This window comes from Stenotrophomonas sp. CASM110 (genome assembly GCF_049384345.1).
In the GTDB taxonomy this organism is placed as follows: Bacteria; Pseudomonadota; Gammaproteobacteria; order Xanthomonadales; family Xanthomonadaceae; genus Stenotrophomonas; species Stenotrophomonas muris.
Window position 1 is genome coordinate 38073 of the sequence record NZ_JBMRGI010000026.1, and the last position, 26088, is coordinate 64160.

23 protein-coding genes are annotated in these 26088 nt (G+C 66.7%); 12 read left to right on the plus strand and 11 right to left on the minus strand.

Annotated elements, in window-relative coordinates:
* Positions 1–47: 47 nt before the first annotated feature.
* The gene (locus VG561_RS18545; RefSeq protein ID WP_262093158.1) at positions 48–2129 is read right to left on the minus strand and encodes a TonB-dependent siderophore receptor; all 2082 of its coding nucleotides are present in this window, start codon (positions 2127–2129) and stop codon (positions 48–50) included.
* Between the two features lie 131 nt (positions 2130–2260).
* Here VG561_RS18545 and VG561_RS18550 point away from each other — a divergent pair, with 131 nt between their 5' ends.
* Positions 2261–3181: a M14 family metallopeptidase gene (locus VG561_RS18550; protein ID WP_046431082.1), complete on the plus strand. Its 921-nt coding sequence runs from the start codon at positions 2261–2263 to the stop codon at positions 3179–3181.
* A gap of 87 nt (positions 3182–3268) precedes the next feature.
* On the opposite strand, the gene VG561_RS18555 is transcribed toward VG561_RS18550, so the two are convergent.
* The gene (locus tag VG561_RS18555) at positions 3269–4120 is read right to left on the minus strand and encodes a LysR family transcriptional regulator (protein WP_423179868.1); all 852 of its coding nucleotides are present in this window, start codon (positions 4118–4120) and stop codon (positions 3269–3271) included.
* Positions 4121–4282: 162 nt separating this feature from the next.
* On the opposite strand from VG561_RS18555, the gene VG561_RS18560 reads away from it, so the two are divergent.
* The 4 genes from VG561_RS18560 to betT all read left to right on the plus strand — a co-directional run bounded on the left by VG561_RS18560 (position 4283) and on the right by betT (position 7600).
* Positions 4283–4636, plus strand: a complete 354-nt coding sequence (locus tag VG561_RS18560; protein WP_010485170.1) for an SMR family transporter — start codon at positions 4283–4285, stop codon at positions 4634–4636.
* The gene (locus VG561_RS18565; RefSeq protein ID WP_014647443.1) at positions 4636–4959 is read left to right on the plus strand and encodes a DMT family transporter; all 324 of its coding nucleotides are present in this window, start codon (positions 4636–4638) and stop codon (positions 4957–4959) included. Before VG561_RS18560 ends, VG561_RS18565 begins: the two co-directional genes overlap by 1 nt.
* A gap of 97 nt (positions 4960–5056) precedes the next feature.
* On the plus strand, positions 5057–5437 hold the full coding sequence (locus VG561_RS18570; protein ID WP_046431075.1) for a VOC family protein: 381 nt from the start codon (positions 5057–5059) through the stop codon (positions 5435–5437).
* Between the two features lie 183 nt (positions 5438–5620).
* Positions 5621–7600, plus strand: a complete 1980-nt coding sequence (gene betT / locus VG561_RS18575; RefSeq protein ID WP_134808995.1) for a choline BCCT transporter BetT — start codon at positions 5621–5623, stop codon at positions 7598–7600.
* A gap of 110 nt (positions 7601–7710) precedes the next feature.
* Here betT and VG561_RS18580 read toward each other — a convergent pair whose 3' ends face one another.
* Together VG561_RS18580 and VG561_RS18585 are read right to left on the minus strand one after the other, a co-directional pair.
* Positions 7711–10338 carry a TonB-dependent receptor gene (locus VG561_RS18580; RefSeq protein ID WP_423179869.1) on the minus strand — a complete coding sequence of 876 codons (2628 nt, stop codon included), beginning with the start codon at positions 10336–10338 and terminating at the stop codon, positions 7711–7713.
* 201 nt (positions 10339–10539) lie between these two features.
* The gene (locus VG561_RS18585; protein ID WP_075077108.1) at positions 10540–11517 is read right to left on the minus strand and encodes a zinc-binding dehydrogenase; all 978 of its coding nucleotides are present in this window, start codon (positions 11515–11517) and stop codon (positions 10540–10542) included.
* Positions 11518–11950: 433 nt separating this feature from the next.
* On the opposite strand from VG561_RS18585, the gene VG561_RS18590 reads away from it, so the two are divergent.
* The 4 genes from VG561_RS18590 to VG561_RS18605 all read left to right on the plus strand — a co-directional run bounded on the left by VG561_RS18590 (position 11951) and on the right by VG561_RS18605 (position 16256).
* Complete coding sequence (locus VG561_RS18590; RefSeq protein WP_423179870.1) at positions 11951–14314, plus strand: ribonucleoside-diphosphate reductase subunit alpha; 2364 nt, start codon at positions 11951–11953, stop codon at positions 14312–14314.
* 110 nt (positions 14315–14424) lie between these two features.
* On the plus strand, positions 14425–15465 hold the full coding sequence (locus tag VG561_RS18595) for a ribonucleotide-diphosphate reductase subunit beta (protein WP_008267116.1): 1041 nt from the start codon (positions 14425–14427) through the stop codon (positions 15463–15465).
* A 13-nt stretch (positions 15466–15478) separates the two neighbouring features.
* Positions 15479–15958 carry a flavodoxin gene (locus VG561_RS18600; RefSeq protein ID WP_423179873.1) on the plus strand — a complete coding sequence of 160 codons (480 nt, stop codon included), beginning with the start codon at positions 15479–15481 and terminating at the stop codon, positions 15956–15958.
* Positions 15930–16256: a thioredoxin family protein gene (locus VG561_RS18605; protein ID WP_005409967.1), complete on the plus strand. Its 327-nt coding sequence runs from the start codon at positions 15930–15932 to the stop codon at positions 16254–16256. Before VG561_RS18600 ends, VG561_RS18605 begins: the two co-directional genes overlap by 29 nt.
* Positions 16257–16343: 87 nt before the next feature.
* On the opposite strand, the gene VG561_RS18610 is transcribed toward VG561_RS18605, so the two are convergent.
* Positions 16344–17675 carry an Nramp family divalent metal transporter gene (locus VG561_RS18610; protein WP_423179871.1) on the minus strand — a complete coding sequence of 444 codons (1332 nt, stop codon included), beginning with the start codon at positions 17673–17675 and terminating at the stop codon, positions 16344–16346.
* A gap of 117 nt (positions 17676–17792) precedes the next feature.
* Here VG561_RS18610 and mntR point away from each other — a divergent pair, with 117 nt between their 5' ends.
* On the plus strand, positions 17793–18263 hold the full coding sequence (gene mntR / locus VG561_RS18615; protein ID WP_014647435.1) for a manganese-binding transcriptional regulator MntR: 471 nt from the start codon (positions 17793–17795) through the stop codon (positions 18261–18263).
* 114 nt (positions 18264–18377) lie between these two features.
* On the opposite strand, the gene VG561_RS18620 is transcribed toward mntR, so the two are convergent.
* The 3 genes from VG561_RS18620 to fabR form a co-directional block, all read right to left on the minus strand.
* Positions 18378–18926 carry a thioredoxin-like domain-containing protein gene (locus tag VG561_RS18620; protein ID WP_041863553.1) on the minus strand — a complete coding sequence of 183 codons (549 nt, stop codon included), beginning with the start codon at positions 18924–18926 and terminating at the stop codon, positions 18378–18380.
* Complete coding sequence (locus VG561_RS18625; protein ID WP_134808988.1) at positions 18916–21075, minus strand: TonB-dependent receptor plug domain-containing protein; 2160 nt, start codon at positions 21073–21075, stop codon at positions 18916–18918. Before VG561_RS18625 ends, VG561_RS18620 begins: the two co-directional genes overlap by 11 nt.
* Positions 21076–21344: 269 nt before the next feature.
* Positions 21345–22001 (minus strand): HTH-type transcriptional repressor FabR, encoded by a 657-nt coding sequence (gene fabR / locus VG561_RS18630; protein ID WP_014647432.1) that lies wholly within the window; start codon positions 21999–22001, stop codon positions 21345–21347.
* A gap of 92 nt (positions 22002–22093) precedes the next feature.
* Here fabR and VG561_RS18635 point away from each other — a divergent pair, with 92 nt between their 5' ends.
* Together VG561_RS18635 and VG561_RS18640 are read left to right on the plus strand one after the other, a co-directional pair.
* The gene (locus VG561_RS18635) at positions 22094–23164 is read left to right on the plus strand and encodes a ferredoxin reductase (RefSeq protein ID WP_046431056.1); all 1071 of its coding nucleotides are present in this window, start codon (positions 22094–22096) and stop codon (positions 23162–23164) included.
* 11 nt (positions 23165–23175) lie between these two features.
* Positions 23176–24324 (plus strand): fatty acid desaturase family protein, encoded by a 1149-nt coding sequence (locus tag VG561_RS18640; RefSeq protein ID WP_014647430.1) that lies wholly within the window; start codon positions 23176–23178, stop codon positions 24322–24324.
* Positions 24325–24329: 5 nt separating this feature from the next.
* On the opposite strand, the gene VG561_RS18645 is transcribed toward VG561_RS18640, so the two are convergent.
* From VG561_RS18645 to VG561_RS18655, 3 genes are read right to left on the minus strand one after another with little or no spacing between them, the layout of a single operon-like run.
* On the minus strand, positions 24330–24665 hold the full coding sequence (locus VG561_RS18645) for a tetratricopeptide repeat protein (RefSeq protein ID WP_075077115.1): 336 nt from the start codon (positions 24663–24665) through the stop codon (positions 24330–24332).
* Positions 24662–25240 carry a flavin reductase family protein gene (locus tag VG561_RS18650; protein ID WP_032962524.1) on the minus strand — a complete coding sequence of 193 codons (579 nt, stop codon included), beginning with the start codon at positions 25238–25240 and terminating at the stop codon, positions 24662–24664. Before VG561_RS18650 ends, VG561_RS18645 begins: the two co-directional genes overlap by 4 nt.
* Positions 25237–25866 carry a superoxide dismutase gene (locus VG561_RS18655; RefSeq protein ID WP_014647427.1) on the minus strand — a complete coding sequence of 210 codons (630 nt, stop codon included), beginning with the start codon at positions 25864–25866 and terminating at the stop codon, positions 25237–25239. The genes VG561_RS18650 and VG561_RS18655 overlap by 4 nt, the downstream gene beginning before the upstream one ends.
* Positions 25867–26088: the final 222 nt, after the last annotated feature.

Here is a 26088-nt window from a genome sequence, read left to right on the forward strand (position 1 = left end):
CGCCGCCACCGTGGTCGCCGCCGTCACTGCATCGGGCGGTTACCGCGTCAGAAGCGGTAGCGGCCCTGCACGTAGAAGGTGCGTGGCGCAGCCACCATGCGGCCGGCGTTGCCATCGACGTTGCGGGTGTACCAGCGCTTGTCGGTCAGGTTGTTCACGCCCAGCGCGATCTCGCTGTCGTCCAGCCCCGGCACCTGCCAGGCCACCTGCGCGTTCCACAGGCGCACGCCCGGCACGCGGCCCACGCGCGCGTCAGCGGTTTCTTCCCAGGTGTTGGCGGCATCGGAGAACTGGCCGCTCTGGTGGGTGCTGGAGACATTGAAGGTCCAGCCGGCCAGTGCGTAGCGGGCGCCGACGCTGTCGGTGTCGCGCGAGTAGAAGGGCACGTCCAGGCCGCGGTTGTCACCGGACTGCTGGATCGCCTGGGTCCAGGTGTAGTTGGCGTACAGCTCCAGCCCGGCCAGCGCACTGTCCTCGGCGAAGTGGTACTCCAGCGCGCTCTCCACGCCCTTGTGGTCGGTGGCACCAATGTTCTGGAAGGTCGGCGGGGTGATGCCCGGCACCTGCAGGATCTGGTTGTCGAAGCGCATCTTGAACACAGTCACTTCCGCGCGCAATGCACCGTCCTGCCAGCGCGCGCCCAGTTCGGCGGTCTTTGCCACTTCCGGTTTGAGCGGATTGCTGGCGGTCTGGGAATTCAGCTGGATGTTCTGCACCGGCCCGAACGAGGTGGTGTAGTTGCCGAACACAGTCAGCCGCGGCGTCAGCAGGTAGGCGATGTTGAGCGAGGGCAGGGCCTTGTCGTTGCGGCTGCTGAAGGTCGCCGTGCCACCGGCCTGGCGGCGGTCCATGTCGATCCATTCCATGCGCACGCCCGGGGTGATCCGCCACTGGCCGATCGCGATGCGGTCGTCGATGTAGAACGCATGGGCATCGGTCGCGTTGTCGAAACGGGTGGTGGCACTGGCCACGCCGGTGCGGCGGCTGACGGTGTAGCTGCGGTCGTTGCCCCGTTCGCGCAGGAAGCGGTAGCCGGCGGTGATGTCGTGCACCGTGCTGCCCCAATGCAGGCGCTGGGTATAGCGCGGCTCGATGCCAAGCACGCGGTAATCGCGCGGCTGCACGGTCAACTGGGTATTGGCCGCGTTGATCAGCGAGCTGGCGCGGCTGCTTTCGTTGTAATAGGCCAGCACCTCGAATTCGCTGTTGGCCGACAGCGTGTTGGTGTAGCCCAGGTCGATGCCGGTGCGGTGGCCCTTCCAGAAATCGGTGGAGCGGGTGTTCTGGAACGGGTCGGCCTCGTACTGGGCGCGGGTCAGGCCGCCCGGCGTCAGCGAGCGCACATCGTAGTACGACAGCTTGGCACGCAGTTCCTGCTGCGCGTCGATGGCATAGGCGAACTTCAGCGCCAGGTCGTTGAAGCGGTCATCGCTGCCCTGGCGCCAGCCACGCCCGTCCTGGCCGGAGTACAGCAGGGCCGCGCCCAGGCCGTTGTCGCCGGTACCGCCGAGGAAGGCGTTGTACTGGGCACTGTCGCCGCCGCCATGGTCATGGGCGGTGTAGCGCACGCCGGCCTCACCGTGCAGGCCGGGGCCGGTGGGAATGGCGCGGGTGCTGAAGTTGATGATGCCGCCCACGTTCTGCGGGCCGTAGCGCACCGCGCCGCCGCCGCGCACCACGTCGATCGATTCGATGTTGGACAGGCTGGTCGGCGCGAACGACAGCTGCGGCTGGCCATACGGCGCCACCGCCAGCGGTACGCCGTCCAGCAGTACGGTCGAGCGCGGCGAGTAGCGCCCGGTCAGGCCGCGCACGCCGATGTTCAGCGAGACCGAGCTGCCGGCCGTACCGGAGTTGTCGGTGACCTGCACGCCGGGGATGCGGCGCATGGCATCGCCGATGCTGGCCGCGCCGCTGGCCTCGATGCGCTGGCGGTCGACCACCGTGCGCGCGCCGGCGAAGCGCTTCACGCTGTCATGCAGGCCGGTACCCAGCCAGCTGCCAGAGACCTGGATGCTGTCGAGCGTGGTAGCGCCGTCCTGGGCGAAGACGCTGGCGGCCGGAAGCAGGCACAGGGTGAGGGCGGCGGCCAGGGGCAGGCGGGCCGGTTGCAGGGCGTGGATGGGCATCGGTGCAGGCTGTGGAAGGTCGTAAATGAGAATTATTGCTGATTCCATTCGCCAATGGAATGCGCGTCGGGTTCATGCCGTTGCCCCGGTGGTAGAGTGGGCGATTGCTTCCTGACTCGCCGAGATCCGCCATGTCCCAAGCCGCCTTCTACCCCGTCGGAACCCCTGGCCAGCCGTGGGGAGCGGCGGAACGGGAGCTGTGGCGTGGCCGCCAGCAGCGCCTGCGTCGCTATGACCAGGAGGTGCTGCCGCGCATCGAAGCGCTGGCCTCGCGTTTCGACAAGGTGGCCTATGGCCAGCTCGACTACGCTGGCGAGACCTATACGTTGTTCGCCCTGCGCAGCCGCGACTGGAACCCGGCGCTGCCCGCCGCGCTGGTTACCGGTGGCGTGCACGGCTATGAGACCAGTGGCGTGATGGGCGCGCTGGAGTTCCTCGAGAAGCACGCCGCCGACTATGCCGGCAAGGCCAACCTGCTGGTGGCGCCGTGCGTGAATCCGTGGGGCTTCGAGCGCATCAACCGCTGGAACTTCGATGCGATCGACCCGAACCGCAACTTCCGCGCCGATGGCCCGGCCCGCGAGTCGACCGCGCTGATCGAGCTGGTTGCACCGATCAAGGGCCAGTTCGTGCTGCACATCGACCTGCACGAGACCACCGACAGTGATGAAAGCGAGTTCCGCCCGGCGCTGGCCGCGCGTGACGGCAAGCCGTTCGAGCCGGGCCTGATTCCGGATGGCTTCTACCTGGTGGATGACAGCGAGGCCCCGCAGCCGGCCTTCCAGCAGGCGGTCATTGCCGCCGTGGAGAAGGTCACCCATATCGCCCCCGCCGACGACAAAGGCGAGATCATCGGTTCGCCGGTGATCGCCCACGGCGTGATCGAGTATCCGCTGGTGAAGCTGGGCCTGTGCGCCGGCATTACCGGCGCGAAGTACACCACCACCACCGAGGTCTACCCGGACAGCCCGCGGGCAACCCCGCAGCAGTGCAACGACGCACAGGTGGCAGCGGTGTGCGCGGCACTGGATTACGCGCTCGCCCATCGCTGACAGATAAAAAGGGGACGGAGGGGATTAAGTCGTTTGTGGCCCACTACCCCCCGGGCACAAACGACTTAATCCCCTCCGTCCCCTTTTTCACCCCAACGCGTCGGCCCACCAGAGTGCGGCTGGGCCTGGCGGCGTGTCGCGTCGCCACAGCAGGTCGCTGTGGATGCGCCGCGGCCAGCCCGGCAGCACCAGTTCCACCAGCCGCCCACGGTCATAGCGCTGCACCAGCGCCCGCGGCAGTTCGGCCCAGCCGATGCCGTCCTCGGCCATCTCCATCACAATCAGGTAATCGGTGGCGGTCCACGCGAGGCCGGTGACCAAGCGGGTCTGATCGACTTCCGCGCTCAGGCGCACCTGCCGATGCCGTGCCAGTTGTGCGGCGGCGCGGCGCCCGGCGCTGGCCAGCGGGTGTCCGCGCGCCACGTACACCGACAGTTCGCTGTGGTGCGCCAGCGGCCGCGCCACCAGCCCATCGGGATAGCGCTCCTGCCTGGGCAGCAGGCCCAGCGCGGCGCGGCCGCTGCTCACCCGTTCCAGCACGTCCTCGCCTTCGGCATCCAGCCACTCCAGCTCGATCTCCGGGAACGCTTCGGCGAAGCGCTGCAGGATCCGCTGCTCCGGATCCAGCTGGTAGACATCGGAAAACACCACGGTCAGGCGCGGCTCGACCGGCGCGGACAGGCGCACGCTCAACTGCTGCAGGCGCGCATCGGCGGCCAGGATCTCCTGTGCGTGGCCCAGCACCTGGCGCCCGGCCTCGGTCAGCCGCGGGTAGCGCCCGCTGCGGTCGAACAGGCTCACGCCGAGGTCGGCTTCCAGGTGGGCAATGGCGGTGCTGACCGTCGACTGGGTCTTGCCCAGCCGCCGTGCCGCGGCCGAGAACGAGCCCAGCGCGGCGGCTTCCACGAAGGCCTGTAGGGATTCAGGGGAATAGGGCATTGATCCATCGCTCCTGTCGATGGAATCCATTTTGATACCACCGTAAAAGGCGATGATACTAACCCCCGTCGCCCCTGTCTGCGAGGGGCGTTCCGGACCCTCCACGCGCGGCGTGGATCCATTGATGAGGCGGCGCGGTCCCCGTCCTGCAAGGAGTTTCACATGTCCCGTACTGTTCCCGCCCGTGGCGCGCTGGTCGCCTGGGCCTGCCTGACCGTGGCGATCGTCGCCGAAGTGGTCGGCACCTCGTTCATGGCCCACGCCGCCCGCGATGGCGGCTGGACCGGTTATCTGATCATGGCCGGTGCGCTGGCGCTGTCCTACTTCTTCCTGGCGCAGTCGGTGCGTCGCATCGCGGTGGGCGTGGCCTACGCGGTGTGGGAAGGCCTGGGCCTGACCCTGCTGACCGTGGTCGGCCTCACCGTGTTCGGCGAGAGCCTGTCACTGCAGCAGCTGGCCGGCCTGGTGCTGGCGGTGGTGGGCATCGTCTGCGTCACCCTCGGGGAGGCACACTGATGAATACCCTGGCTCTGTTTTTCGTGATCTGTTCGGCGCTGATCGATGTCGCCGCGAACATGATGGTGGCCAAGTCGGAAGGCTTCCGCCGCTGGCGCTGGGGTGTCGCTGCGATCGTCATGGTCTGGATCGCCTTCGCCCTGCTGGGCCAGGCGGTGCGTTACATGGACCTGGCCACCGCCTATGCGATGTGGGGTGCGATCGGCGTGATCGGAACCGCCACCTGCGGACGCCTGTTGTTCGGCAACCGCCTGCGTCCGATCGGTTGGATCGGCATCGGTCTGGTCACTGCGGCGGTGCTGCTGCTCAGCACCGCCAAGTAGCAACGGGTCTTTTCGCGGGCGTGGCGGCACCGGTGCGGGCGATTTGCGAAGTCGCCCGCGCTCGCCGACACTGCGGCTTTCCACAAGGAGTGCCCGCATGTTCAGCCACATCACCGTTGGAACGAACGACATGGACGTCGCGCATCGCTTCTACGATGCCCTGTTCGCCGCGATGGGGGCACGTCCGGGTGTGTTCGACGAAAAGGGTCGGCTGCTGTACTTCAAGGATGGGCGGATGTTCGGCGTGACCGCGCCGATCGATGGGCAGCCAGCGTGCCATGCCAACGGCGGCACCATCGGTTTCAGTCTGGGCAGTGCAGAGGCCGTGCGTGCCTGGCAGGAAGCTGGCGTGGCTCACGGTGGTACCGCAATCGAAGATCCGCCCGGCGTCCGCAACATGTCCGGTCGGCAGGTGTTTCTGGCCTATCTGCGTGACCCGGATGGCAACAAGCTGTGTGCGGTGCATGTAATGTCGTGATCGGACAGGATGCGCGTGGCCGCGCCGCGGCCCGCGCGGGCAAGGTTGCGCTCCGGCGCGCGCGTGATAACACGGAATGGTGGGCCGGGCCTGTGACCACAGGCCGCAACTTCATGCTCTGTCCACTGCGGTTCAGCCAGAATTGGTCGGCTAACCCTTTGATCTACCGGAGAACGCCGCCCCATGGATGTACTGGAGCCGCAACAATCCCCGGTGCGCACCCTTCGGCCTGTGTTCGCCTTCGCGGCGATCGTTGTCGTGGCGTTCGCGCTGTTCGTCAGCCTGTTTCCGCTCGGTGCGGGCCGCCTGCTGGTCAAGGCGCAGGACTGGGCCGCACTCAATGTCGGCTGGTACTACCTGCTGGCGATGACCCTGTACCTGGTGTTCGTGGTCGGTGTGGCGCTGTCCAAGTATGGTGGCATCAAGCTCGGCGCCGACCATGATGAGCCGGAGTTCAGCTATCTTTCCTGGGCCGGCATGCTGTTCGCCGCCGGCATCAGCATCACCCTGTTCTTCTTCTGCGTCTCCGAACCGCTGACCCACTACCTGCAGCCGCCGCAGGGCGATCCGGCCGCAGGCGAGGCCGGGGCGCGCCAGGCCATGCAGCTGCTCTTCCTGCACTGGGGCCTGCATGGCTGGGGCGTGTTCGCACTCGCAGCGATGGCGATGGCCTACTTCGCCTATCGCCACAATCTGCCGCTGGCGCTGCGCTCGGCGCTGTATCCGCTGATCGGCAAGCGCATCAACGGGCCGATCGGCTACACCGTGGACGCGCTGGGCATTGTCGCCACCGTATTCGGCATCGGCGCCGACATGGGCTTCGGCGTGCTGCACCTCAACGCGGGCCTGTCGCACCTGTTCAACATCCCGCACTCCAACCTGGTGCAGATCATCCTGGTGGTCAGCATGATGGGCGCGGCGGTGGCCGTCGCGGTTTCAGGCGTGGAGAAGGGCGTGCGCTGGATGGCCAACATCAACATGCTGCTGGCGATCGCGCTGGTGCTGTTCATGCTGTGCGCCGGCCCCACCCAGTACCTGCTGAGTACGCTGATGCAGAACCTGGGCGACTACCTGGGCAGCGTGGTCGGCAAGAGTTTCGATGTGTACGCCTATGGCGGCCGGCCGGAATGGCTGGGCGGCTGGACGGTGTTCTACTGGGCCTGGTGGATCGGCTGGGCGCCGTTCGTCGGCCTGTTCATCGCGCGCATCTCGCGTGGCCGCACCATCCGCGAATTCGTGTTCGGCGTGCTGCTGATCCCGCTGGGCTTCACCCTGGCCTGGCTGTCGATCTTCGGCAACAGCGCGCTGGACCAGGTGCTGCACCACGGCCAGCAGCAGCTGGCGCAGCTGGCGGTGGATGACCCACCGACCGTGCTGTATGCACTGCTGGATGGCTACCCGTGGAGCCGCACGGTGATCGCGGTGACCGTGCTGGTCAGCTTCATCTTCTTCGTGACGTCGGCTGATTCGGGGGCGGTGGTGTTGTCCACGCTGTCCTCGCACGGCGGCGCGCCGGAGGATGATGGTCCGCGCTGGCTGCGCGTGTTCTGGGGCACGGTGATCGCGGTGCTGACCGCCGGGCTGCTGCTGGCCGGCAGCATCGATGCACTGAAATCGGCGGTGGTATTGGCCTCGCTGCCGTTCTCGGCGGTGCTGCTGCTGATGATGTGGGGCCTGACCCGCGCCTTCAGTGACGAATCGCACCGCAAGCGCGCGCTGCAGTACCGGCCCTCGCCGCTGATCGGTGACGATCGCCACCATCAGGGCTGGCGCCAGCGCCTGAGCCAGGCCATGCACTTCCCGGTGCGCGACCAGGTCTACCGCTTCATGGATGACACGGTGAAGCCGGCGATGGAAGCGGTGGCCGAACAGCTGCGCGGGCAGGGCTGGGACGTGGCCACGCGCTTCGAGCCCGGCGACATGGAGCTGACGGTGAACCATGGCGAGCAGCAGGATTTCCTGTACCGGGTGATCCTGAGTGGCTACCTGACCCCGTCGTTCGCCGCGCAGCAGCTGCGCAACCAGCGCTACTACCGCGCGGAAGTGCATCTGTTCGAAGGCAGCCAGGACTACGACCTGGTCGGCTACAGCCGCAAGCAGATCATCAACGACATCATCAGCCAGTACGAACGGCACCTGCAGTTCCTGCACCTGAGCCGGTGATGCGGTGGGTGCGGACCGTTGGTCCGCACACCCCAGCAGAGCCGAGCCCATGCTCGGCTTCCTGTTGCCGAAGAGCAGCCGAGCACGGGCTCGGCTCTACAGGTGGCGCATCAGAACCGGTAGCGCGCGCCCAGCGAAACGAACTGCCCGCGCAGGTTGTACTGGCTGATGTCGAAACCGTTGGAGCCGCCGGCCGGGTCGAACGGCGGGTCCTTGTCGGTCAGGTTCAGCACCGACAGCGACAGCGTGGTGTTGGGAATGCCTTCGTACGCCACGTACAGGTCCAGCTGGTGATACGGCTTGACGCGGTCGCGCAGGCCCGGATTGCTGGTGGCCGTCGCCACGCGCTGGTCGTAGCCGCTCACGTACTGCAGGCTCAGCGTGCTGCTCCAGTCGCCCACCGCCCAGTTCAGCGAGGTGGTGCCGCGCGTACGCGGCAACGCGCCGTGGCGATTGTTGCCAGCCCCCTCATACGGCGCCTGACCGGCTACCAGCGGTTGCTTGAAGCTCAGCAGGTGGGTCCAGCTGCCGGCCACGGTGAAGTTGCCCCAGCCCTCGGTGCGGAAGGTGTGGTTGGCGTCCAGGTCCAGCCCGGAGGTGGTCAGTTCGCCCTGGTTGGCGTACTGGTTGGTGATGAACTGGATGCGCCCCTGCGCATCACGCTGTACACGGCCGGGGAACAGCGTCGAGTTGTCGACGATGAACTGCGCGCTGTCCGGCTTGACCAGGTTGTCCTGCTCGATGCGGTACCAGTCCAGGCCGATGCTGGTATCGCCATCCGGCGACCACACCGCGCCCACGTTGAAGTTGCGCGAGCGTTCGGCCTTCAGGTCCGGGTTGCCGGTGCGGATGTTGGTCACGCCACGGCTGCCACCGGGCTGCAGCGGATCCAGCGGATCGATCACCGAGCCGTAGCTGACGGTCTGGCCTGGCGCGATTTCCGGCAGCGAGGGGGCGCGGAAGCCGCGCGAGAACGAACCGCGCAGCAGCAGGCTGTCCAACGGCTGCCAGCGCAGCGCCAGCTTCGGCGAGAACGCCTTGCCGAAATCATCGTAGTGGTCGCCGCGACCAGCCACCTGCAGCTCAAGCGTGCGGTGCAGCGGCACGCTCAATTCGGCGTAGGCGGCGCTGACCTGGCGCTCGCCGTTGACCACGTTGATGGCCGGGCGCAGTTCGGTGCCCGACAGCACCTGTGCACTGGTGCGCGCATCCAGTGACTCCTTGCGGAACTCGGCACCCCAGGCGAAGCCGACCGCACCGGCCGGGAGGTCCCACAGCGAGGTCGAGGCCTTGACGTTCAACGCGTGCAGCTTGTACCAGCCTGGCCGCTTGGTCTGCAGGCGCAGTGCATCCAACGCGCCCGGCGTGCTGGACGGATTGAGGAAGTTGTAGCTGCCATCGCGCAGGATCTGCTCGAACGCGTAGCGGTTGCCGAAGTTGTCGACGTATTCGCGCTGCGCGCTCTGCGAGGTCAGCGCCGCCACTTCCCAGTCCCATCGCTCGCCGCTGCCGCGCACGCCGGCCAGCGCACGGTAGAACACCTGCGTGTTGTCCTTCAGGCGCGGGCCGAGATCGAAGAAGGTGTACTCGAACGGCAGCGGCGCGCTGCCCGGGTTGTTCGGGTGGCCCACCGGCAGCACCGCCGGCACGTCGATCAGGGTGCCGGTGGCCGGGTTGTAGGCACGCAGGCCCGGGCCGACGGTGAGCGGCGCGCTGAAGATCTGGTCGGCCTTGTTGTGGCTGTACAGTACGTCGGCGAAGGCTTCGACGCTGTCGTTGAAGCGGTAGGTCGCGCTCAACGACGCCTGCAGGCGCTCGGCGCCGGGCTGCAGGGTCTTGAACGGCTGGGCGTTGAAGGCGCAGGCCTGGCCGGGCAGGGTGCTGCCGAAATCGCTGTACGGTCGCAGCTGGCTGCCATCCGGGCAGTTGGCGAACGGTTGCGGTGCGCGCGGGTTGGACAGCCAGTTGCCACCGGCGGTGGACCAGCCGGCCAGGCGGCCACCGGGCTTGTCGCGGAAATCGCCGCTGCGGGTGTAGGCACGCTGGTCGGCGTCGAGGCGATCACGCTTGAGCAGGTCCAACCCGAACAGCACGTTCCAGCCCTGCTGTTCGAGATCACCGAAGCCGGCCAGCAGGTTGGCCTTGTGCTCATCGAGGCCGCCCTGGGTGGCGGTACCGAAGCCGCCGCCGACTTCCACGCCCTGGAAGTTCTTTCGCAGGATGATGTTGATGACGCCGGCGATGGCATCGGAACCGTACACCGCCGAGGCGCCATCCTTCAGCACTTCGATGCGTTCCACTGCGCTGATCGGCAGCGCGTTGAGGTCAACGAAGGTGTCCTGCGTGTTGAGCGCAAAGCCGAAGTTGGACACGCGATAGCCGTTGACCAGCACCAGCGTGTTCTTCGGCGACAGGCCGCGCAGGCCGATCGATGCAGAACCGGCGGCGAAGCTGCCGGTGTACTGCTCGTCGAAACTGTTGCCGGCATTGGCCGACAGGTTGCGCAGCACGTCGGTGAGGGTGGAGCGACCGGTCTGCTCGATCTGTTCGCGGCTGACGATCTGCACCGGGTTCGGCCCGGCGGTGTCGCTGCGCTTGATGTTGGAGCCGGTCACCAGCACGGTGCCCAGGGTGGTGCTGTCCTTGCCGGCATCGGCGGTTTCAGCGGCGCCGGCAGCGCCGGCGGTGAGGCCCAGCGCGATCGCGCCGGCAAGCAGGTTCAGGGTGGTGCGGTACATGGAAGCGACAACGCCGAACGGGGGAGGAGCCGTCAGTACCGCATGCAGGCAAGTACGCCTTCCAATGACGAAAGCGCATTCAGTTATACATCACAGGTTCTTAACGAACTGACTCGGTGGGTGCGGACCGTTGGTCCGCACTCCTCCCGGGGGTCAGATCCCTTTCCAGCGGAAAGGGATCTGACCCCGGTTGTCCTACCCTCAAGGCCGCAGCAGCACCTTGCCATTGCGGCCAGAACCGGCGCCCGCCTTCGCCGCCTGGGCGATGTCGTCCAGTGCGAAGATCTTCTCCACCGGCAGGGTCAGTTCGCCGCTGGCCGCACGCTTCAGCAGCTCGCCGACCAGCCGGCGCTTGTCCTCCACCGCCATCGCCTGGCTGACTTTGCTGCCCCAGAAGCCCTTCACCGTGGCCTCCTTGTAGATCAGGCCACCGGCGGGAATGCGCATCGGCTCGCCGCTCATCACCCCGAACGACACCAGGGTGCCGTGGTGGCCGAGCAGGTCGACCAGGTCACCGCTGGCGTCGCCGCCGATGGAATCCACCGCGGCCGCGGCCTGTGCTTCGCCAGTCGCTTCACGCACGCGATCCTTCCAACCCTCCACCGAGGTGTCGAACACATGATCGATACCCAGCGCCTGCAACTGCGCGACGGCATCGGCATTGCGCACCAGGTTGGCCACATGCACGCCACGCGCCCGCGCCAGCATCGCCAGCGACTTGCCCACCGCGCCATTGGCGGTGTTCTGCACGATCCACTGGCCTGCTTCGACGTGCAGGAATTCCAGCAGCATCAGCGCGCTCAGCGGCATGGCGATCAGCTGCGCGGCCATTTCGTCGGGGATCGCCTCGGGCATCGGAATCACCATGCGTGCCGGTGCAATGAACGCTTCGGCCCAGGTGCCATGCACCGAGGCGGCGGCCACCCGCTGGCCGATCTGCAGGCCGTCGACGCCTTCGCCGAGTGCATCGACCACGCCCAATGCTTCACTGCCACCGATCGCCGGCAGTGTCGGCTTGTAGCCGTAGAGGCCGCGCACGGTCAGCAGGTCGTGATTGTGGATCGAGGCCAGCACGGTGCGGATGCGCACCTCGCCGGGGCCGGGCTCGGGGAGGGTGGCATCGGCAATGGCGAGGACGTCGGCCGGGTTGCCGAAGGAAGGGTACTGGGCAGCGCGCATGGGCGGTGTTCCGCGGAAAGTTGATGTTGTACCGAACTGGGGACGCAGGCGCTGTCGACAAGGCGCCGCAGGTGCAACACGGCATCCTGCGACTGATCGTCGCGGCATGTCGTGATTGCCGCATCTTGTGTTGACGGTTCTGATTATCCCCACTATGTTGTGGTCGTCACTCCCGGTCAGCCGCCGCCGCCGGACATGCAGCAAACGTCCCGCGGCCCGCCCCTGAAGGCTTGCCGTGTCGACGCGGCCGCCATCGTGCGGACCCAGATCGCCCCCACGGCCCGGATACCGGCCGCAGGCGCAGGCTGTTGCCGACGATCTGGTGTTCCCGCGCTTTGGCATCCCACCCCGACCGCCCCGTGCGCCGGTATCGCGTGCAGGGCCGCCATGGCATCGACCGCCAACGCGCGTGCGAGCCTGGAGTTTCACCACCATGACCGACAGTACCTTCCGCGTGGCCGATCTGGCCGGCTCTGGCGACGCCTTGCGCGCCGGTGGCGAGCGCGTGCCGACCTGGATCACCAAGGAGGCCGGCAACCGCCGCCTGCCATTCGACGCCGGGCGACTGCAGCGCAGCATCGATGCGGTGCACGCCGAGTTCCCGCAGCTGGATGTGAGCGACTACCGCCGCGTGGTGCAGGCAATGGTCGAGCGCAAGCCCAGCATCAGTGCCGATGACCTGGTCGATCTGCTGATCCGCGAGGCCGAATCGCGCGTGGACCTGGTCGCGCCGGAGTGGGAGCAGTTTGCCGCGCGCATCTACCTGCGCCGCCTGTACAAGCGTGCCAGCCGCAACCGCTTCTACGATGTCGGCCTGAAGTACGGCTCCTACGTGGGCCTGCAGGAAAGCCTGGCTGACCGCGGCATCTACAGCAACGACATCCTGCGCTGCTACTCGAAGGAAGAACTGCAGCAGGCCGGCGGGATGATCGATCCGGAACGCGACCGCCTGTTCGCCTACAACGGCCTGTACCTGCTGGCCACGCGCTATCTGGCCAGCGACCGCAGCCGCGAGGTCTATGAGCTGCCGCAGGAGCGTTGGCTGACCATCGCGCTGTACCTCATGCAGGAAGAAAAGCCGCGCGAGCGGCGCATGCAGCTGGTCGGCGAGGCGTACTGGGCGCTGTCCAACCTGTACATGACGGTGGCCACGCCGACCCTGGCCAACGCCGGCAAGGTCGGGGGGCAACTGTCCAGCTGCTTCATCGACACGGTGGACGACAGCCTGCAGGGCATCTATGACTCCAATACCGACATCGCCCGCGTGTCCAAGCACGGCGGCGGCGTGGGTGCCTATCTGGGCTATGTGCGCAGCAGCGGCGCGCCGATACGGGGCGTGCCCAATTCCTCCGGCGGCGTGGTGCCGTGGATCAAGCAGCTCAACAACACCGCAGTGTCGGTCGACCAGCTTGGCCAGCGCAAGGGCGCGGTGGCGGTGTACCTGGACATCTGGCACCGCGACATCGAAGCCTTCATGGACCTGCGCCTCAACAACGGCGACCAGCGCCTGCGCGCGCATGATGTGTTCACCTCGGTGTGCGTGCCGGACCTGTTCATGGAAGCAGTCGAACGCCGTGCCGACTGGTACCTGTTCGACCCGCACGAGGTGAAGCAGGCCAAGGGCTGGTACCTGCAGGACTTCTACGACGAGAAGCGCGGCGCGGGCAGCTTCCGCGACCGCTACGCCGAACTGGTGGCCGACGAGCGCATCAGCCGGCGCACGGTGAAGGCGATCGATCTGTTCAAGCGCATCATGCTCAGCCAGCTGGAGACCGGCAACCCGTTCCTGTTCTACCGCGACGAGGTCAACCGCCGTAACCCGAACAAGCACGCCGGCATGATCTATTCCAGCAACCTGTGCACCGAGATCCTGCAGAACATGAGCCCGACGCGGATGATCCAGGAGATCGTCAGCGGCGACCAGATCGTCACCACACGCCGCGCCGGCGACTTCGTGGTCTGCAACCTGTCTTCGATCAACCTCGGCCGCGCGATCCATGCGCCGGATGACCTGCTGGCCACCGATGTGCTGGAGCGCCTGATCCCGATCCAGGTGCGCATGCTGGACAACGTGATCGACCTCAACGCACTGCCGGTGCCGCAGGCCACGATCACCAACCGCAAGTACCGCGCCATCGGACTGGGCACGTTCGGTTGGCACCACCTCCTGGCGCAGCAGGCGATCCAGTGGGATTCACCGGATGCCGAACAACTGGCCGACCGCCTGTATGAGCGCATCAATTTCCTGACCATCCAGGCCAGCGCGCAACTGGCGAAGGAAAAGGGCAGCTATCCGATGTTCACCGGCAGCGATTGGCACAACGGGCGTTACTTCCGTGATCGCGACTACACTGGCGCCGCATGGGACAGCCTGGCGCGCGAGGTCGCCACGCACGGCCTGCGCAACGGCTGGCTGCTGGCGGTGGCGCCGAACATGAGCACCGCGCAGATTGCCGGTTCCACCGCATCGATCGACCCGATCTACAGCGCGTTCTACTACGAGGAAAAAAAGGACTTCCGGCGGCCGGTGGCAGCGCCGGGGTTGTCGCTGGAAACCTGGCCGTACTACGAGAAGGGGGCGTACAAGGTCGACCAGCTCGCCAGCGTGCGCCAGAACGCGCGTCGCCAGCGCCATGTTGATCAGTCGATCAGCTTCAACCTGTACGTGCCCAGCACGATCCGCGCCAGCACCCTGCTGGAGCTGCACCTGAGCGCCTGGCGTGAAGGCCTGAAGACCACGTACTACGTGCGCTCCAACGACATCGACATCAGCGAATGCGAGTGGTGCGCCAGCTGACCGCTGCGGCCCCTGTAGCGCCGAGCCCACGCTCGGCTCCGACGCGAAGAGCAGCCGAGCATGGGCTCGGCTCTACATCTGCAACGCACGTAATACGAAGGTAGACGACCATGGCAACACCCCTCGACCGCATCAAGATCCTCGAACCGCGCCATCCCAACCGCAGCACCGGCATCATCAACGGCCGCACCAGCGGGATCCTGAACTGGAATGACATCCCGTACCCGTCGTTCTATCGGGCCTACAAGGAGCTGTCGACCAACTTCTGGATCCCCGACGAAGTCGACATGAAGGCCGATGCGCGCCAGTACGGCGAGCTGTCCGGGCGCGAAAAGAACGCCTACGACTCGATCATCGGCCTGCTGGCCACGCTCGACTCACCGCAGACGCGCTTCATCTACAACGTGGCCGAGTACATCACCGACCCGGCCGCGCATGCCAATGCCGCGATCATCGGCCAGCAGGAAGTGATCCACAACGAGAGTTACAGCTATGTGCTGGCCTCGATCACCGACCTGCCGAACCAGAACCGCGTATTTGAACTGGCGCGCACCCATCCGACCATCATCAAGCGCAACGCGCCGATCATGGGCGCGTATGACGACTTCATGCGCGAGAAGACCGCCGAGACCCTGTTGAAGTCGTTGATCCAGTCCTCGATCCTGGAGGGCATCAACTTCTATTCCGGATTTGCGTACTTCTACAACATGGTGCGGCAGAACCGCATGACCGGCACCGGCAAGATCATCAGTTTCATCAACCGCGACGAACTGGCCCATACCAAGTTCATCAGCGAGCTGATCCGCGCCATCATCGGCGAGAACCCGGAGCTGCAGACCAACGAGCTGACCGCCTATGTGCACCAGGCGTTCGAGCACGCCATCGAACTGGAAACCCAGTGGTCATCGGAAGTACTGGACGGCATCGATGGCATCGATGTGGAGGAAATGACGCGCTACGTGAAGTACCGCGCCAACAAGATGGCCGGCATGCTCGGCATCGAGCGCCTGTACAGCGACACCACCGACAACGTGATGCCGTGGATCAAGGCCTACGCTGACAACTTCACCGAGACCAAGACCGACTTCTTCGAGATGCGCAATGCAAGTTACAAGAAGACCAACGTCGACAACGGCTTCGACGACCTCTGAGTCCGGCACGGCGCTGAGCATCCTGCTGGTGGTGGCCTCACTGAGCGGCAACACCCGCGAGCTTGGCCGGCAGATTGCCGAGCGTTGCCGCGCTGCAGGCCATGCCGTGCACTGGCAGGAGGCCGACGACCTGCAGCAGGCGCCGTCCCTGGCGGCCGACGAGGCCGACCTGGTGCTGCTGGGCTGCTGGACCGACAACGCCGGCCGCACGCCTTCGGAGATGAAGGCATGGGTGGCTGGCATCGCCGAGCGCGGCGAGCGGCCGCGGCAGCTGGCGGTGTTCGGTACCGGCGAGACACAGTGGGGGCAGGAGTACTACTGCGGTGCTGTGCACCGGCTGATCCGCTACTTCCACAGCGACTATCCGCCGCTGGAGATCGAACAGATGCCGCATGGCGAGCGCCATGCCGCGGCCATCGAGGCTTGGACCGATGCGGTCCTGGCCCAATACTGGAGCAACAGCGATGCAGATCATCGACGCCACCACGCCTGAGCAGTTCCAGCAGCTGCTGGCCGAACACCCGCGCGTACTGGTGGACTTCCACAAGGACCAGTGCCCGGGGTGCCGGATGCTGGAGATGTCGCTGCACCGGGTGGCCAACAGCGTCGCGGGGCAGGGCACCACGCTGCTGCGCGTGCAGCTGGAGGTGCTGGGCGAGGCGTTCTTCAGGGAACTGGGGCTGCGGCAGACGCCGACGCTCTCGCTGTTCCGTGACGGGGACGAACGTACCCGCCTGGCAGGGTTCCAGTCGCCGCAGCAGATCGAGGCCGCGATTGCGTTGCATTTGTAGAGCCGAGCCATGCTCGGCTGCTGTTCGTGCGGTGTGCGATGAGTCGAGCATGGCTCGACTCTACACAGGCGTCCCTGGTACTTCGCGCTATGCGCCGTTGAGGGTGTCCACCAGCAGCTTCACGTTCAACACCACGATCACCAGCGCGATCACCCAGGCGATCGCGCCCAGCCAGCGCGGTGCGACCAGCGCGCCCATCGTCACCTTGTCGGTCACGATCCGTACCAGCGGGATGATCGCGAACGGCAACTGCATCGACAGCACCACTTGGCTCAGCACCAGCAGCTTCACCGCGCCCTGGTCGCCGAACAGCAGGATCACCACCACCACCGGGATGATGGCCAGCGCACGCGTGATCAGCCGACGCAGCCACGGCGGCATTCGCAGGTGCAGGAAGCCTTCCATCACGATCTGGCCGGCCAGCGTGGCGGTCACCGTCGAATTCAGGCCCGAGGCCAGCAGGGCCACCGCGAACAACGTCGCCGCCGCGCCCACACCCAGCATCGGTGCCAACAGCTGGTGCGCCTGCTCGATGTCTTCCACATCAAATCGGCCATTGGCATGGAACACCGCCGCCGCCAGGATCAGGATGCTGGCGTTGATGAACAGCGCCAGGGTCAGCGCGAGGGTGCTGTCGGTCACCGCCCAGCGCAGCGCACTGCGGCGGCCTTCATCGGTACGTGGGTAGGCGCGGGTCTGCACGATGGACGAATGCAGGTACAGGTTGTGCGGCATCACGGTGGCACCAATGATGCCGATCGCGATGTACAGCGCGTGCGGATCGGTCACCACCTGCGCGCGCGGAATGAAGCCGCCCAGCACCGCCATCACCGGCGGCGCCGCCATCGCGATCTGCACCACGAAGCAGGCGAAGATCACCATCAGCAGCGCGATCACGAACGCTTCCAGCGCACGGAAGCCGCGGTTCATCAGCAGCAGCACCAGCAGCGTGTCCAGCGCGGTGATCACCGCACCCCACAGCAGTGGCAGATCGAACAGCAGTTTCAGTGCGATGGCGGTGCCGATCACCTCGGCCAGGTCGCAGGCGATGATCGCCGCCTCGCACAGCGCCCACAACGCCAGGTTCACCGGCTTGGGGTAACGCGCGCGGCAGGCCTGCGCCAGGTCCATGCCGGTGGCGATGCCGAGCCGCGCCGACAGCGCCTGCAGGATCACCGCCATCAGGTTGGAGACGAGGATGACCGACAGCAGCAGGTAGCCGAAGCGCGAACCGCCGGCGAGGTCAGTGGCCCAGTTGCCAGGGTCCATGTAGCCGACCGAGATCATGTAGCCCGGGCCGAGGAAGGCCAGCAGGCGGAACCACCAATGGCCCTTGTCGGGCACCGCGACCGAGGCGTTGAGCGCACCCAGGCTGGCCGGAGTGGAGGCCGAAGGGTCGCTGGGCGCCAGGGTATTCATGGGTCCGAATATAGCTCCTGCTATAGTCATTAGCAATGTGAAACAATCGTCTTTGTCGTGTGACTGGTCCAGAATTCAGGTTCAAGACCGGATTGCACCGGAAGGACAGGCGCAGGCGTGGGCAAGACCGACGATTCGACATCGCTGAAAAGCACCCCCTTGATCGAGGCCGAGCGCCAGGTCGAGAGCTTCCGGCAAGTGCGCGAGGCGCACCGGATGGAACTGGTGGAGGACTATGTCGAGCTGATTTCGGACCTGCTGGCCGACGGCGGCGAGGCCCGCCAGGTCGACATTGCCACCCGACTGGGCGTGGCCCAGCCCACCGTGGCGAAGATGCTGCGGCGCCTGGCCCGTGATGGCTGGGTGGTACAGCGGCCGTACCGTGGCGTGTTCCTGACCCCGGAAGGCGAAGCGCTGGCCCACGCCAGCCGCCAGCGCCACCAGACCGTGGAGCGTTTCCTGCTGGCGCTGGGCGTGGACGCGGATACCGCGCGGCGCGATGCCGAGGGCATCGAGCACCATGTGAGCGAGCAGACGCTGGCCTTGTTCGAAGCCTTCGTGCGCAAGGCCGAGGGCGAGGCGCCGTAACGGTAGCGCCGGGCCATGGCCTCCGGCCGTTCGCGCGATCCCGGTTTTTGTAGAGCCGAGCCATGCTCGGCTGCCGTTCGCACGGTGATCGAATGCGTCGAGCGTGGCTCGACTCTACAGATCGGGCGGGCAGCGCGCCTGCTGCTGCGCACACGCCCGTTTCATCCATTCCTTCAACACCGGCTGCAGGCCTTCATAGCGCCGGCCTTGCCAGCCGTTGGCCAGCACCGTGCCGTCGGCATCGATCAGTACCAGGTTCGGCGGTGCCAGCCCGGCCAATGCCTGCAGCGCCGGCATGCGCGCGGCGCGGCGCGGGTCCAGCACCGGCCACGGCATGTCCTGCGCGTGCATGTAGCGGCGCAGCGCGCTCTCGCTCTCATCCAGGCTGACGTACACCACTTCGGTATCGGCGCCGGCTTCGCGCAATGCGTCGCGCACGCTGCGCAGCGTGGGGACGAACGCATGGCACGGTGCGCACCAGTCGGCACCGAAGTACAGCGCGACCAGCTTCGGCGGCGGCGACCACTGCATCGGCCGCAGCGAGCGCTGCTCCGGCCGCATCAACGAGGCCGAGACCTGCGCGTGCAGGTCCGCAGCCACCGTCGGTGCGGCCGGCAGCACGGCACAAGCCAGCACCAACGCTCGCAGCGCTTCAGAACGCATAGCGCAGGTTGACATACCACGAGCGCGCGAAGCGCGGCCCGTAGACATAGTCGCTGTCACGCAGTGCGCCCACTTCCAGATCCTTCTGGCGCTGATCGAACACGTTCTTGACGCCCGCGGCCACCGACACTTCCTGCTGCGCCTGTGCGCCCAGGTGACGGTGCCAACGCGCCCCGAGATCGGTGACCAGGAACGAACGCGTGCGGTGCAGTTCGCCCAACCGGTTGTTCAGCACCGACATCGGCCCGGTATGGCGCAGCGCGACGAAGGTCTCCCACGGTTCGGCCGGCATCCAGCTGAGCTGGGCCAGGCCGGTCCAGCGCGGAGTCTTCAGGTAGTCGCGGCTTTCGATCACGGTGTCGCCACCGTCGCCGCTGTCGTCGAAGATGCGCTGCGGCTCGCGGAAGCGCGAGCGGTACCACGAGGCGCCGGCGGTCAGGCGCCACTGCGGCGACGGCTGCCAGCCGAGGTTGGTTTCCGCACCCAGCACGTCCGAGCCGGAGGCGTTGTAACGCAGCTGGCTCAGCTGGCCGTCATCGCTGCGCTGGATCTCGCCCAGCGCGAAGGTATCGCGGATGCGTGCATAGGAGGCGGTAGCATCCCAGCTCCACACCGGATTGGCCGGGTCCGAGCGCCAGTCGAAGCCGAACAGGGTGGTCAACGCGCGCTCCTCCTTCAGGCCATCGGTATTGCGCACGCGCACCTGCTCGCCGCCGAGCGTATCGACATGCACATCCTCAACGAAGATCTCCGGAGCACGGAAGCCGGTGGCAATGCCCGCCCGCCATTTCAGGTTCGGTGTAGCCTGCCAGGCCAGCGCGATGCGCGGCGAGAACACCGCGTTGTCCAGTTCCGAGCTCTTGTCCACGCGTGCACCCAGCACCAGGTCGACGTTGTCGTGCAGGCTCCATTCGTCCTGGATGAATGCGCCCAGGTTGTGGAAGGTCGCATCCTCCAGCACCGCAAGACGCTGCCCGTCACCGGTGCGGTTGTCGTCGCGCAGCGCCTCGTGCTTGTACTGCACGCCGAAGGCCAGCGCATGCGCGCCCAGCCGCCAGTTCAACTGGCTGTCGATGTAGTGCAGCGGGTTGTGGGTGCGGCCGTACTGGCGCCACGAACGCGAGGCCGCGCTGCCGGCCACGTTGCGGTCCAGCTGCGACGGGTCATAGCCGGGTGCGGACGGATCGGTGACTACGTCGCCGAGACCGCCGTAGAAGCTGTCGCGGTCGATGTCGGCGAAGGCGTAGGCCAGGCGGAAATCGACGTCGGCAGTGATCTCCTGGTCCCACGACACACTGCCGCGCCGGTATTTCGTATCCAGCGATTCGGCGATGTTGGCCAGGTATCCGGGCTGGTCCAGGCGGTTGCCGCCGCGGCGGGTTTCATCGGTCACCTGCAGGTCCAGGCGCAGCCGCGTGCCCGGCGTGGGCGCGTACCAGGCCTGCAGCCCGCCGACCTTGAGGTTCTTGCGGGTGATCTCGGTGTAGCCGTCACCGTTGTAGTCGATGCCGTTGTTCCAGTTGCGCTGGGCAATCACGGACAGGCCGGCGTCTGCGTCCCTGGCCACCAGGTCCAGCCGCAGGTCGGCGTTCTTCTGCGGCGTACCTTTCAGGACATCCACGCCGGCCTGCACATGGCCACCACTGCGTGCCGGCAGCGGCGGAATCAGGTTGATCACACCGGCAACCGCACCCGGCCCATACAGCGCCGAACCACCGCCCTTGACCACTTCGATGCGGTCGACGAATCCGGCAGGAATCTGTTCCAGGCCGTACACGCTGCCCAGCGTGGACAGCAGCGGGATGCCATCGAACAACAGCTGGTTGTAGGCACCGGGCAGGCCCAGCAGCTGCACTTCGCTGGTGTTGCAGTTCTGGCAGTTGCTCTCCACGCGCAGGCCGTTGATCAGCTCGGCGGCGCGCGAGAAGTCGGTGGCCGCGCGCAGCGCGATGTCTTCCTTGCGCAGCACCTCGGTGCGGATCGGCACGTCCGACAGCAGGCGTTCGCTGCGCGTGGCGGTGCTCACCTTGACCTGCACACGGTCCAGTTCGGTCGGTTTCGGAGTGGCGGCCAGTGCAGCCAGCGGCAGGGTCAGGGCAATGGCGGCGGCCAGGGGCAGCCGATCGAAGAGGGGCGTGGCAACGGGCATGAGGGCGTCGTCCTTGGGGGAAAGAAAGGCGGCGAGGGCGACCTGGCTGACGCATATGAAAGCAGTGGCTTATCAATATAGCAAGTGCTATATAAGGAAGCCGCAGTCATTCCGAGCGGAACGCCGATCGAGCCAGATCATGGCTGTGTTATAACATTACATTTGGCGGCCGCAACCCTGCCTGTGGTCATGCACGGAGGTTGGTGTTGCTGTGTGGTTGGGGTCAGAGCCCTTTCCCCTGGAAAGGGATCCGACCCCGGGGGCGATCGTCAGCCGCGGCGGAACGCGGCGGGCGTGCGGGCGCCGACGATGATCATGCGGATCATCGTGGAGATCTCTTCGATCAGCTCCGGGTCCTTCTCCGGCGGCAGGTCCATGGCGGTGGCACCCATCGCGAACACCAGCCGGGTGATGGCCTTGGCCACCAGTTCCGGGGCATGCAGCACGGCGCCGTCCAGCGCGGCCAGACGCACCAGGTCGTGCTGCAGCTCTTCCTCGAAATAGTGCAGCTCACGTTCGACCGCGTGCTTGAAGTCGTCCGAACCCACCGCGCCTTCGCGCAGCAGTACGTGCAGCAGCTTGTCGTCGGCGCGCAGCTGTTCCATGAAGGTCTCCACCGAAACCCGCACCACGCTGGTGGCGGTGGAGGTGGCGCGCTGGCGGGCCTCGCCGATGATGGTCCGCAGCGAACGGCCGGCGGCGTCGATCAGCGCCACGGCCAGTTCGTCCATGTCGCGGAACTGCCGGTAGAAGCTGTTCGGCGCGATGCCGGCCTCACGTGCCACTTCGCGCAGGCTGAGCGTGGACAGGCTGCGGTGCGGCCCGATCAGTTTCAGGGCGGCGGCCAGCAGGTCCTCGCGGCTCACCGTACGGCGGGCCGGGCTGTTGGCATCTTCAGGCGTCGACAAGGCGGTGGCGGCGGCCATGGGGGTTCCGGTGGGGCGAGGCTGAATCATACCCAATCCGGTTCAATATACACATGTATACACAGGTGTATGTGCGCCCGTATAGTTCGCCCATGAGCGCTGTCGTCCGTCCGTCCCTGTTCTCTCCGTACCGCTGGGTCTCGCCGTCGCTGTTCGATTTCTGGGCGGGCCAGCTCAATCCCCTGTGGACCCTGCGCGAGCCGGTGGCCCGCCTGGTCCGGCGAGAGCCGGCCGGCGAGGGCGCGGCGACCCTGGTCCTGCGCACCAACCGGCACTGGGCCGGCATGCGCGCCGGCCAGCACGTCACCCTGGGCGTGGAGATTGAAGGGCGCCTGTGGCAGCGCAGCTACAGCCCCACCGCACTGGGACGGCGCGAGCTGGCGATCACCGTCAAGGCGATCGACGGCGGCCTCGTCAGCCAGCACCTGGTCAACCACGCGCAGCCGGGCGAACTGTTCCGCCTCGATGCCGCCTTCGGCGAGTTCCACATGCCGGCTGCGGCGCCGGTGTTGCTGCTGGCTGCCGGCAGTGGCATCACGCCGATGCGCAGCCTGTTGCGCGACGCCTGCCAGCGCCCGCTGGCAGCGCCGGTGGACCTGTTCTACTGGGAACGCAGCGCCGCCCACCTGCAGTTCCGTGATGAGCTGCAGGCGTTGGCCGCCAGCCAGCCGAACCTGCGTGTGCATCTGCTGACCACCCGCGAAGGGGATGTGCCCGCCGCACGTATCGATGCCCACGACCTGCAGGTGGCGGGCGATGACACCCCGTTGGCGCAGCGCCATGTGCTGGCCTGCGGCCCGGACGGCTTCGTTGCCGCCGCCCGCGAACGCCTGGCGCACCAGGTTGCCGGTTTCCAGGCGGAAGCGTTCACTCCTCCCGCACCGCTGCGTGACGCCAGCAGTGAAGGGGAGGTCGTGCTGACGCTGGCGCGCAGTGGCCGCCAACTGAGCGTGCCGCGTGGCAGCTCGTTGCTGGAAAGCCTGGAAGCCCATGGCATCAAGCCCAGGCATGGCTGCCGCATGGGCATCTGCAACACCTGCAGTTGTGACCGCGTCAGTGGCGCCACCCGCCACCTGCGCACCGGCGACCTGCAGTCCGAATCGGCGCAGCCGGTACGGATCTGCGTGAGCGCACCGACCACCGACCTGACCCTGGATCTCTGAGGACGCCTGCCATGACCCGCGCTACCGACCGTGCCCTGAGTACTGCCGAGATGCATGCCTTCGGTGAGGAACTCGACGCGATCCGCGACCGTGTGATCGGCAGCCTCGGCGCCTCCGATACCCGCTACATCCGCCGCGTGGCCGCCGCCGTGCGCTGGTTTGGCGTGGGGGGCCGTGGCCTGCTGTTCCTGGCGGCGTTCTCGCCACTGTTCTGGATGCCGCTGCTGTGGCCGGCCGCGATCACCGGCACGCTGCTGCTGGCGCTGTCGAAGATCCTGGAGAACATGGAGCTGGGCCACAACGTCATGCACGGCCAGTTCGACTGGACCGGCGACCCCAAGCTCAACGGCAATACCTATGAGTGGGACATCGTTGCCACTGCCGACAACTGGCGCAAGACCCACAATTTCCGCCACCACACCTATACCAACGTGCGTGGCATGGACGATGACATCGGTTATGGCCTGCTGCGCATCTTCCCGGAGCAGCGCTGGAAGCCGTTCTACCTGCTGCAGCCGATCATCGCGCCGATCTTCGCGCTGCTGTTCCAGTGGGGCGTGGCCGCGCAGGACCTGCGCCTGGGCCGCTGGCTGAAGGGCCGTATCAGCGGCCGTGCGATGTGGCTGCAGACCCGCCCGGTGGCGCGGAAAATGGCCCGCCAGGTGCTGAAGGACTACGTGTTCTTCCCGCTGCTGGCCGGCCCGTTCTTCCTCACCGTGATGCTGGGCAACATGGTGGCCAACGGACTGCGCAACATCTGGACCTACGTGATCATCTTCTGCGGCCACTTCACCGCCGAATCGGAAACCTTCCCGAAGGAATGCCTGCGCAATGAATCGCGCGGCCACTGGTACCTGCGCCAGCTGCGCGGTTCATCCAACATCAGCGGCGGCTTCCTGATCAACGTGCTGTCGGGCAACCTCAGCCACCAGATCGAGCACCACTTCTACCCGGATCTGCCAGCCAACCGCTACGCGGCCATTGCCAAGGAAGTGAAGGACATCTGCCGTCGCTACGGCCAGCACTACAACAACGGCTCGCTGCCGCGCCAGTTTGGCCAGGTGGTCTGGCGCATCCTGCGCCACGCATTCCCGAGCAAGCCGCGCCGCCTGCCGATGTCGGACATCATGTCCGCACCGGCATCGGCCAACGCGGGCTGATCAACTCAGCCCGCCTTCGCCGGCTCCGCCTGCTCGCGGTCCAGGCGGCGCAGGAACACCTGCATTTCCCTGCGTGCCTGCTGGTCGCCCTTGCTGCCGGCCACGCTCAATCCGCGCTGCCAGGCTTCGCGCGCCGCCTGCGGCTGGCCACTGGCCAGCCAGGCCTTGCCCAGCAGCTTCCACGCCGCCGAGTACTGCGGATCAAGCACCACGCAACGGCCCAGATGGGTGGCCGCGCGCACCGGGTTGCCGGCATCCAGCCAGCCCTTGCCCAGGCCGAAGCGCAGCAGCGCGCCATCCTTGCCGGCGGCGAGCATGCATTCCAGAGCTTCGATGTTCATCCGCGCACCTCCACCAGCAGTTCGGCCGGGCCGGGCTGGAAGCGGCCGCGATGGAACAGCAGCGGCGCGCCGCCGTTCTCGTGCACGTCGATGATGCGGCCGGCCAGCAGCAGGTGATCGCCCACCGGCCACTGTGCGTGGCGGGTACAGGTGAGATGGGCGACCGCACCGGCGATGCGGGGTGGGGCGTCCTCGTCGTCATCCAGCAATGCCAGGCCGTCGAAGCGATTGCGGACCTGCGGATCGGCGAAGCGCCGGGCCAGCGCTTCCTGGTCGGCCGCCAGCACGCTGATTGCAAAGCGGGTGGCGCGCTGGAAGGTGGACAGGCTCTGCGCGTGCAACGCCAGGTTCCACAGCACCAGCGGTGGCTGCAGCGAGACCGGTACGAACGAGTTGATGGTCAGGCCGACCGGCTTGCCCTGTGCATCGCGCGCGCAGACGATGGCCACGCCGGTCGGGAAATGGCCGAGCAGCCGCCGCAGGGCACGCGGCGGCATCTCGACCGACGGCACCGGCGCCGGTGCGGGGAAGACCCCCGCCCACGGCCCGGCGTACGGCACTGTCTCGCCGCTCATGAGGCCCGGGCCTGGCGGTAGCGCCGGCCGACCTCGGCCCAGTTGATGATGTTGAAGAACGCACCGATGTAGTCCGGGCGACGGTTCTGGTAGTGCAGGTAGTAGGCGTGTTCCCAGACGTCCAGCGCGAGGATCGGGGTATTGCCTGACAGGCCCACGGTTGCACCCATCAGCGGGCTGTCCTGGTTGGCGCTGCTTTCGACCTGCAGGCGGCCATCGCGGTCACTGGTCAGCCAGGCCCAGCCGCTGCCGAAACGGGTCTGCGCGGCCTTGCTGAAGGCGTCCTTGAAGGCATCGAAGCTGCCCAGGTCACGGTCGATGGCGGTGGCCAGTTCCTCATCGGGTGCACCACCGTCGGCGCTGAGCACGGTCCAGAACAGGCTGTGATTGGCGTGGCCACCGCCGTTGTTGCGGACCGCGCCACGCTGCGCCTCGGGCACGGCACCGAGGTTGGCGATCAGCGCCTCGACCGGCAGCTCGGCGATGCCGGCCTGCTCGATGGCGGCATTGAGGTTGTTGACGTAGGCCTGGTGGTGCTTGCTGTGATGGATCTCCATCGTGCGCGCATCGAAGTGCGGCTCAAGGGCGTCGTAGGCGTAGGGGAGCGGGGGAAGCGAGTACGACATCGAAGCAATCTCCGTGGGGAAGGCCAGGGGCTGGCCGTGGGGAGATTGTTATCGCACCTCAACATTGGTTGAGGTCAAGGGGCGGGATTGAAATGCGTGCGCGTTCGTCGCCTTGATTCTTCCTGGCAGGCAGGGGCTGATGGGTCAGCGCAGGACACGCCGTGAACCCATCCATGGGGGCTCGATGGCGCCATCCGTGGCGCCAACGGTCCTGCGCTGACC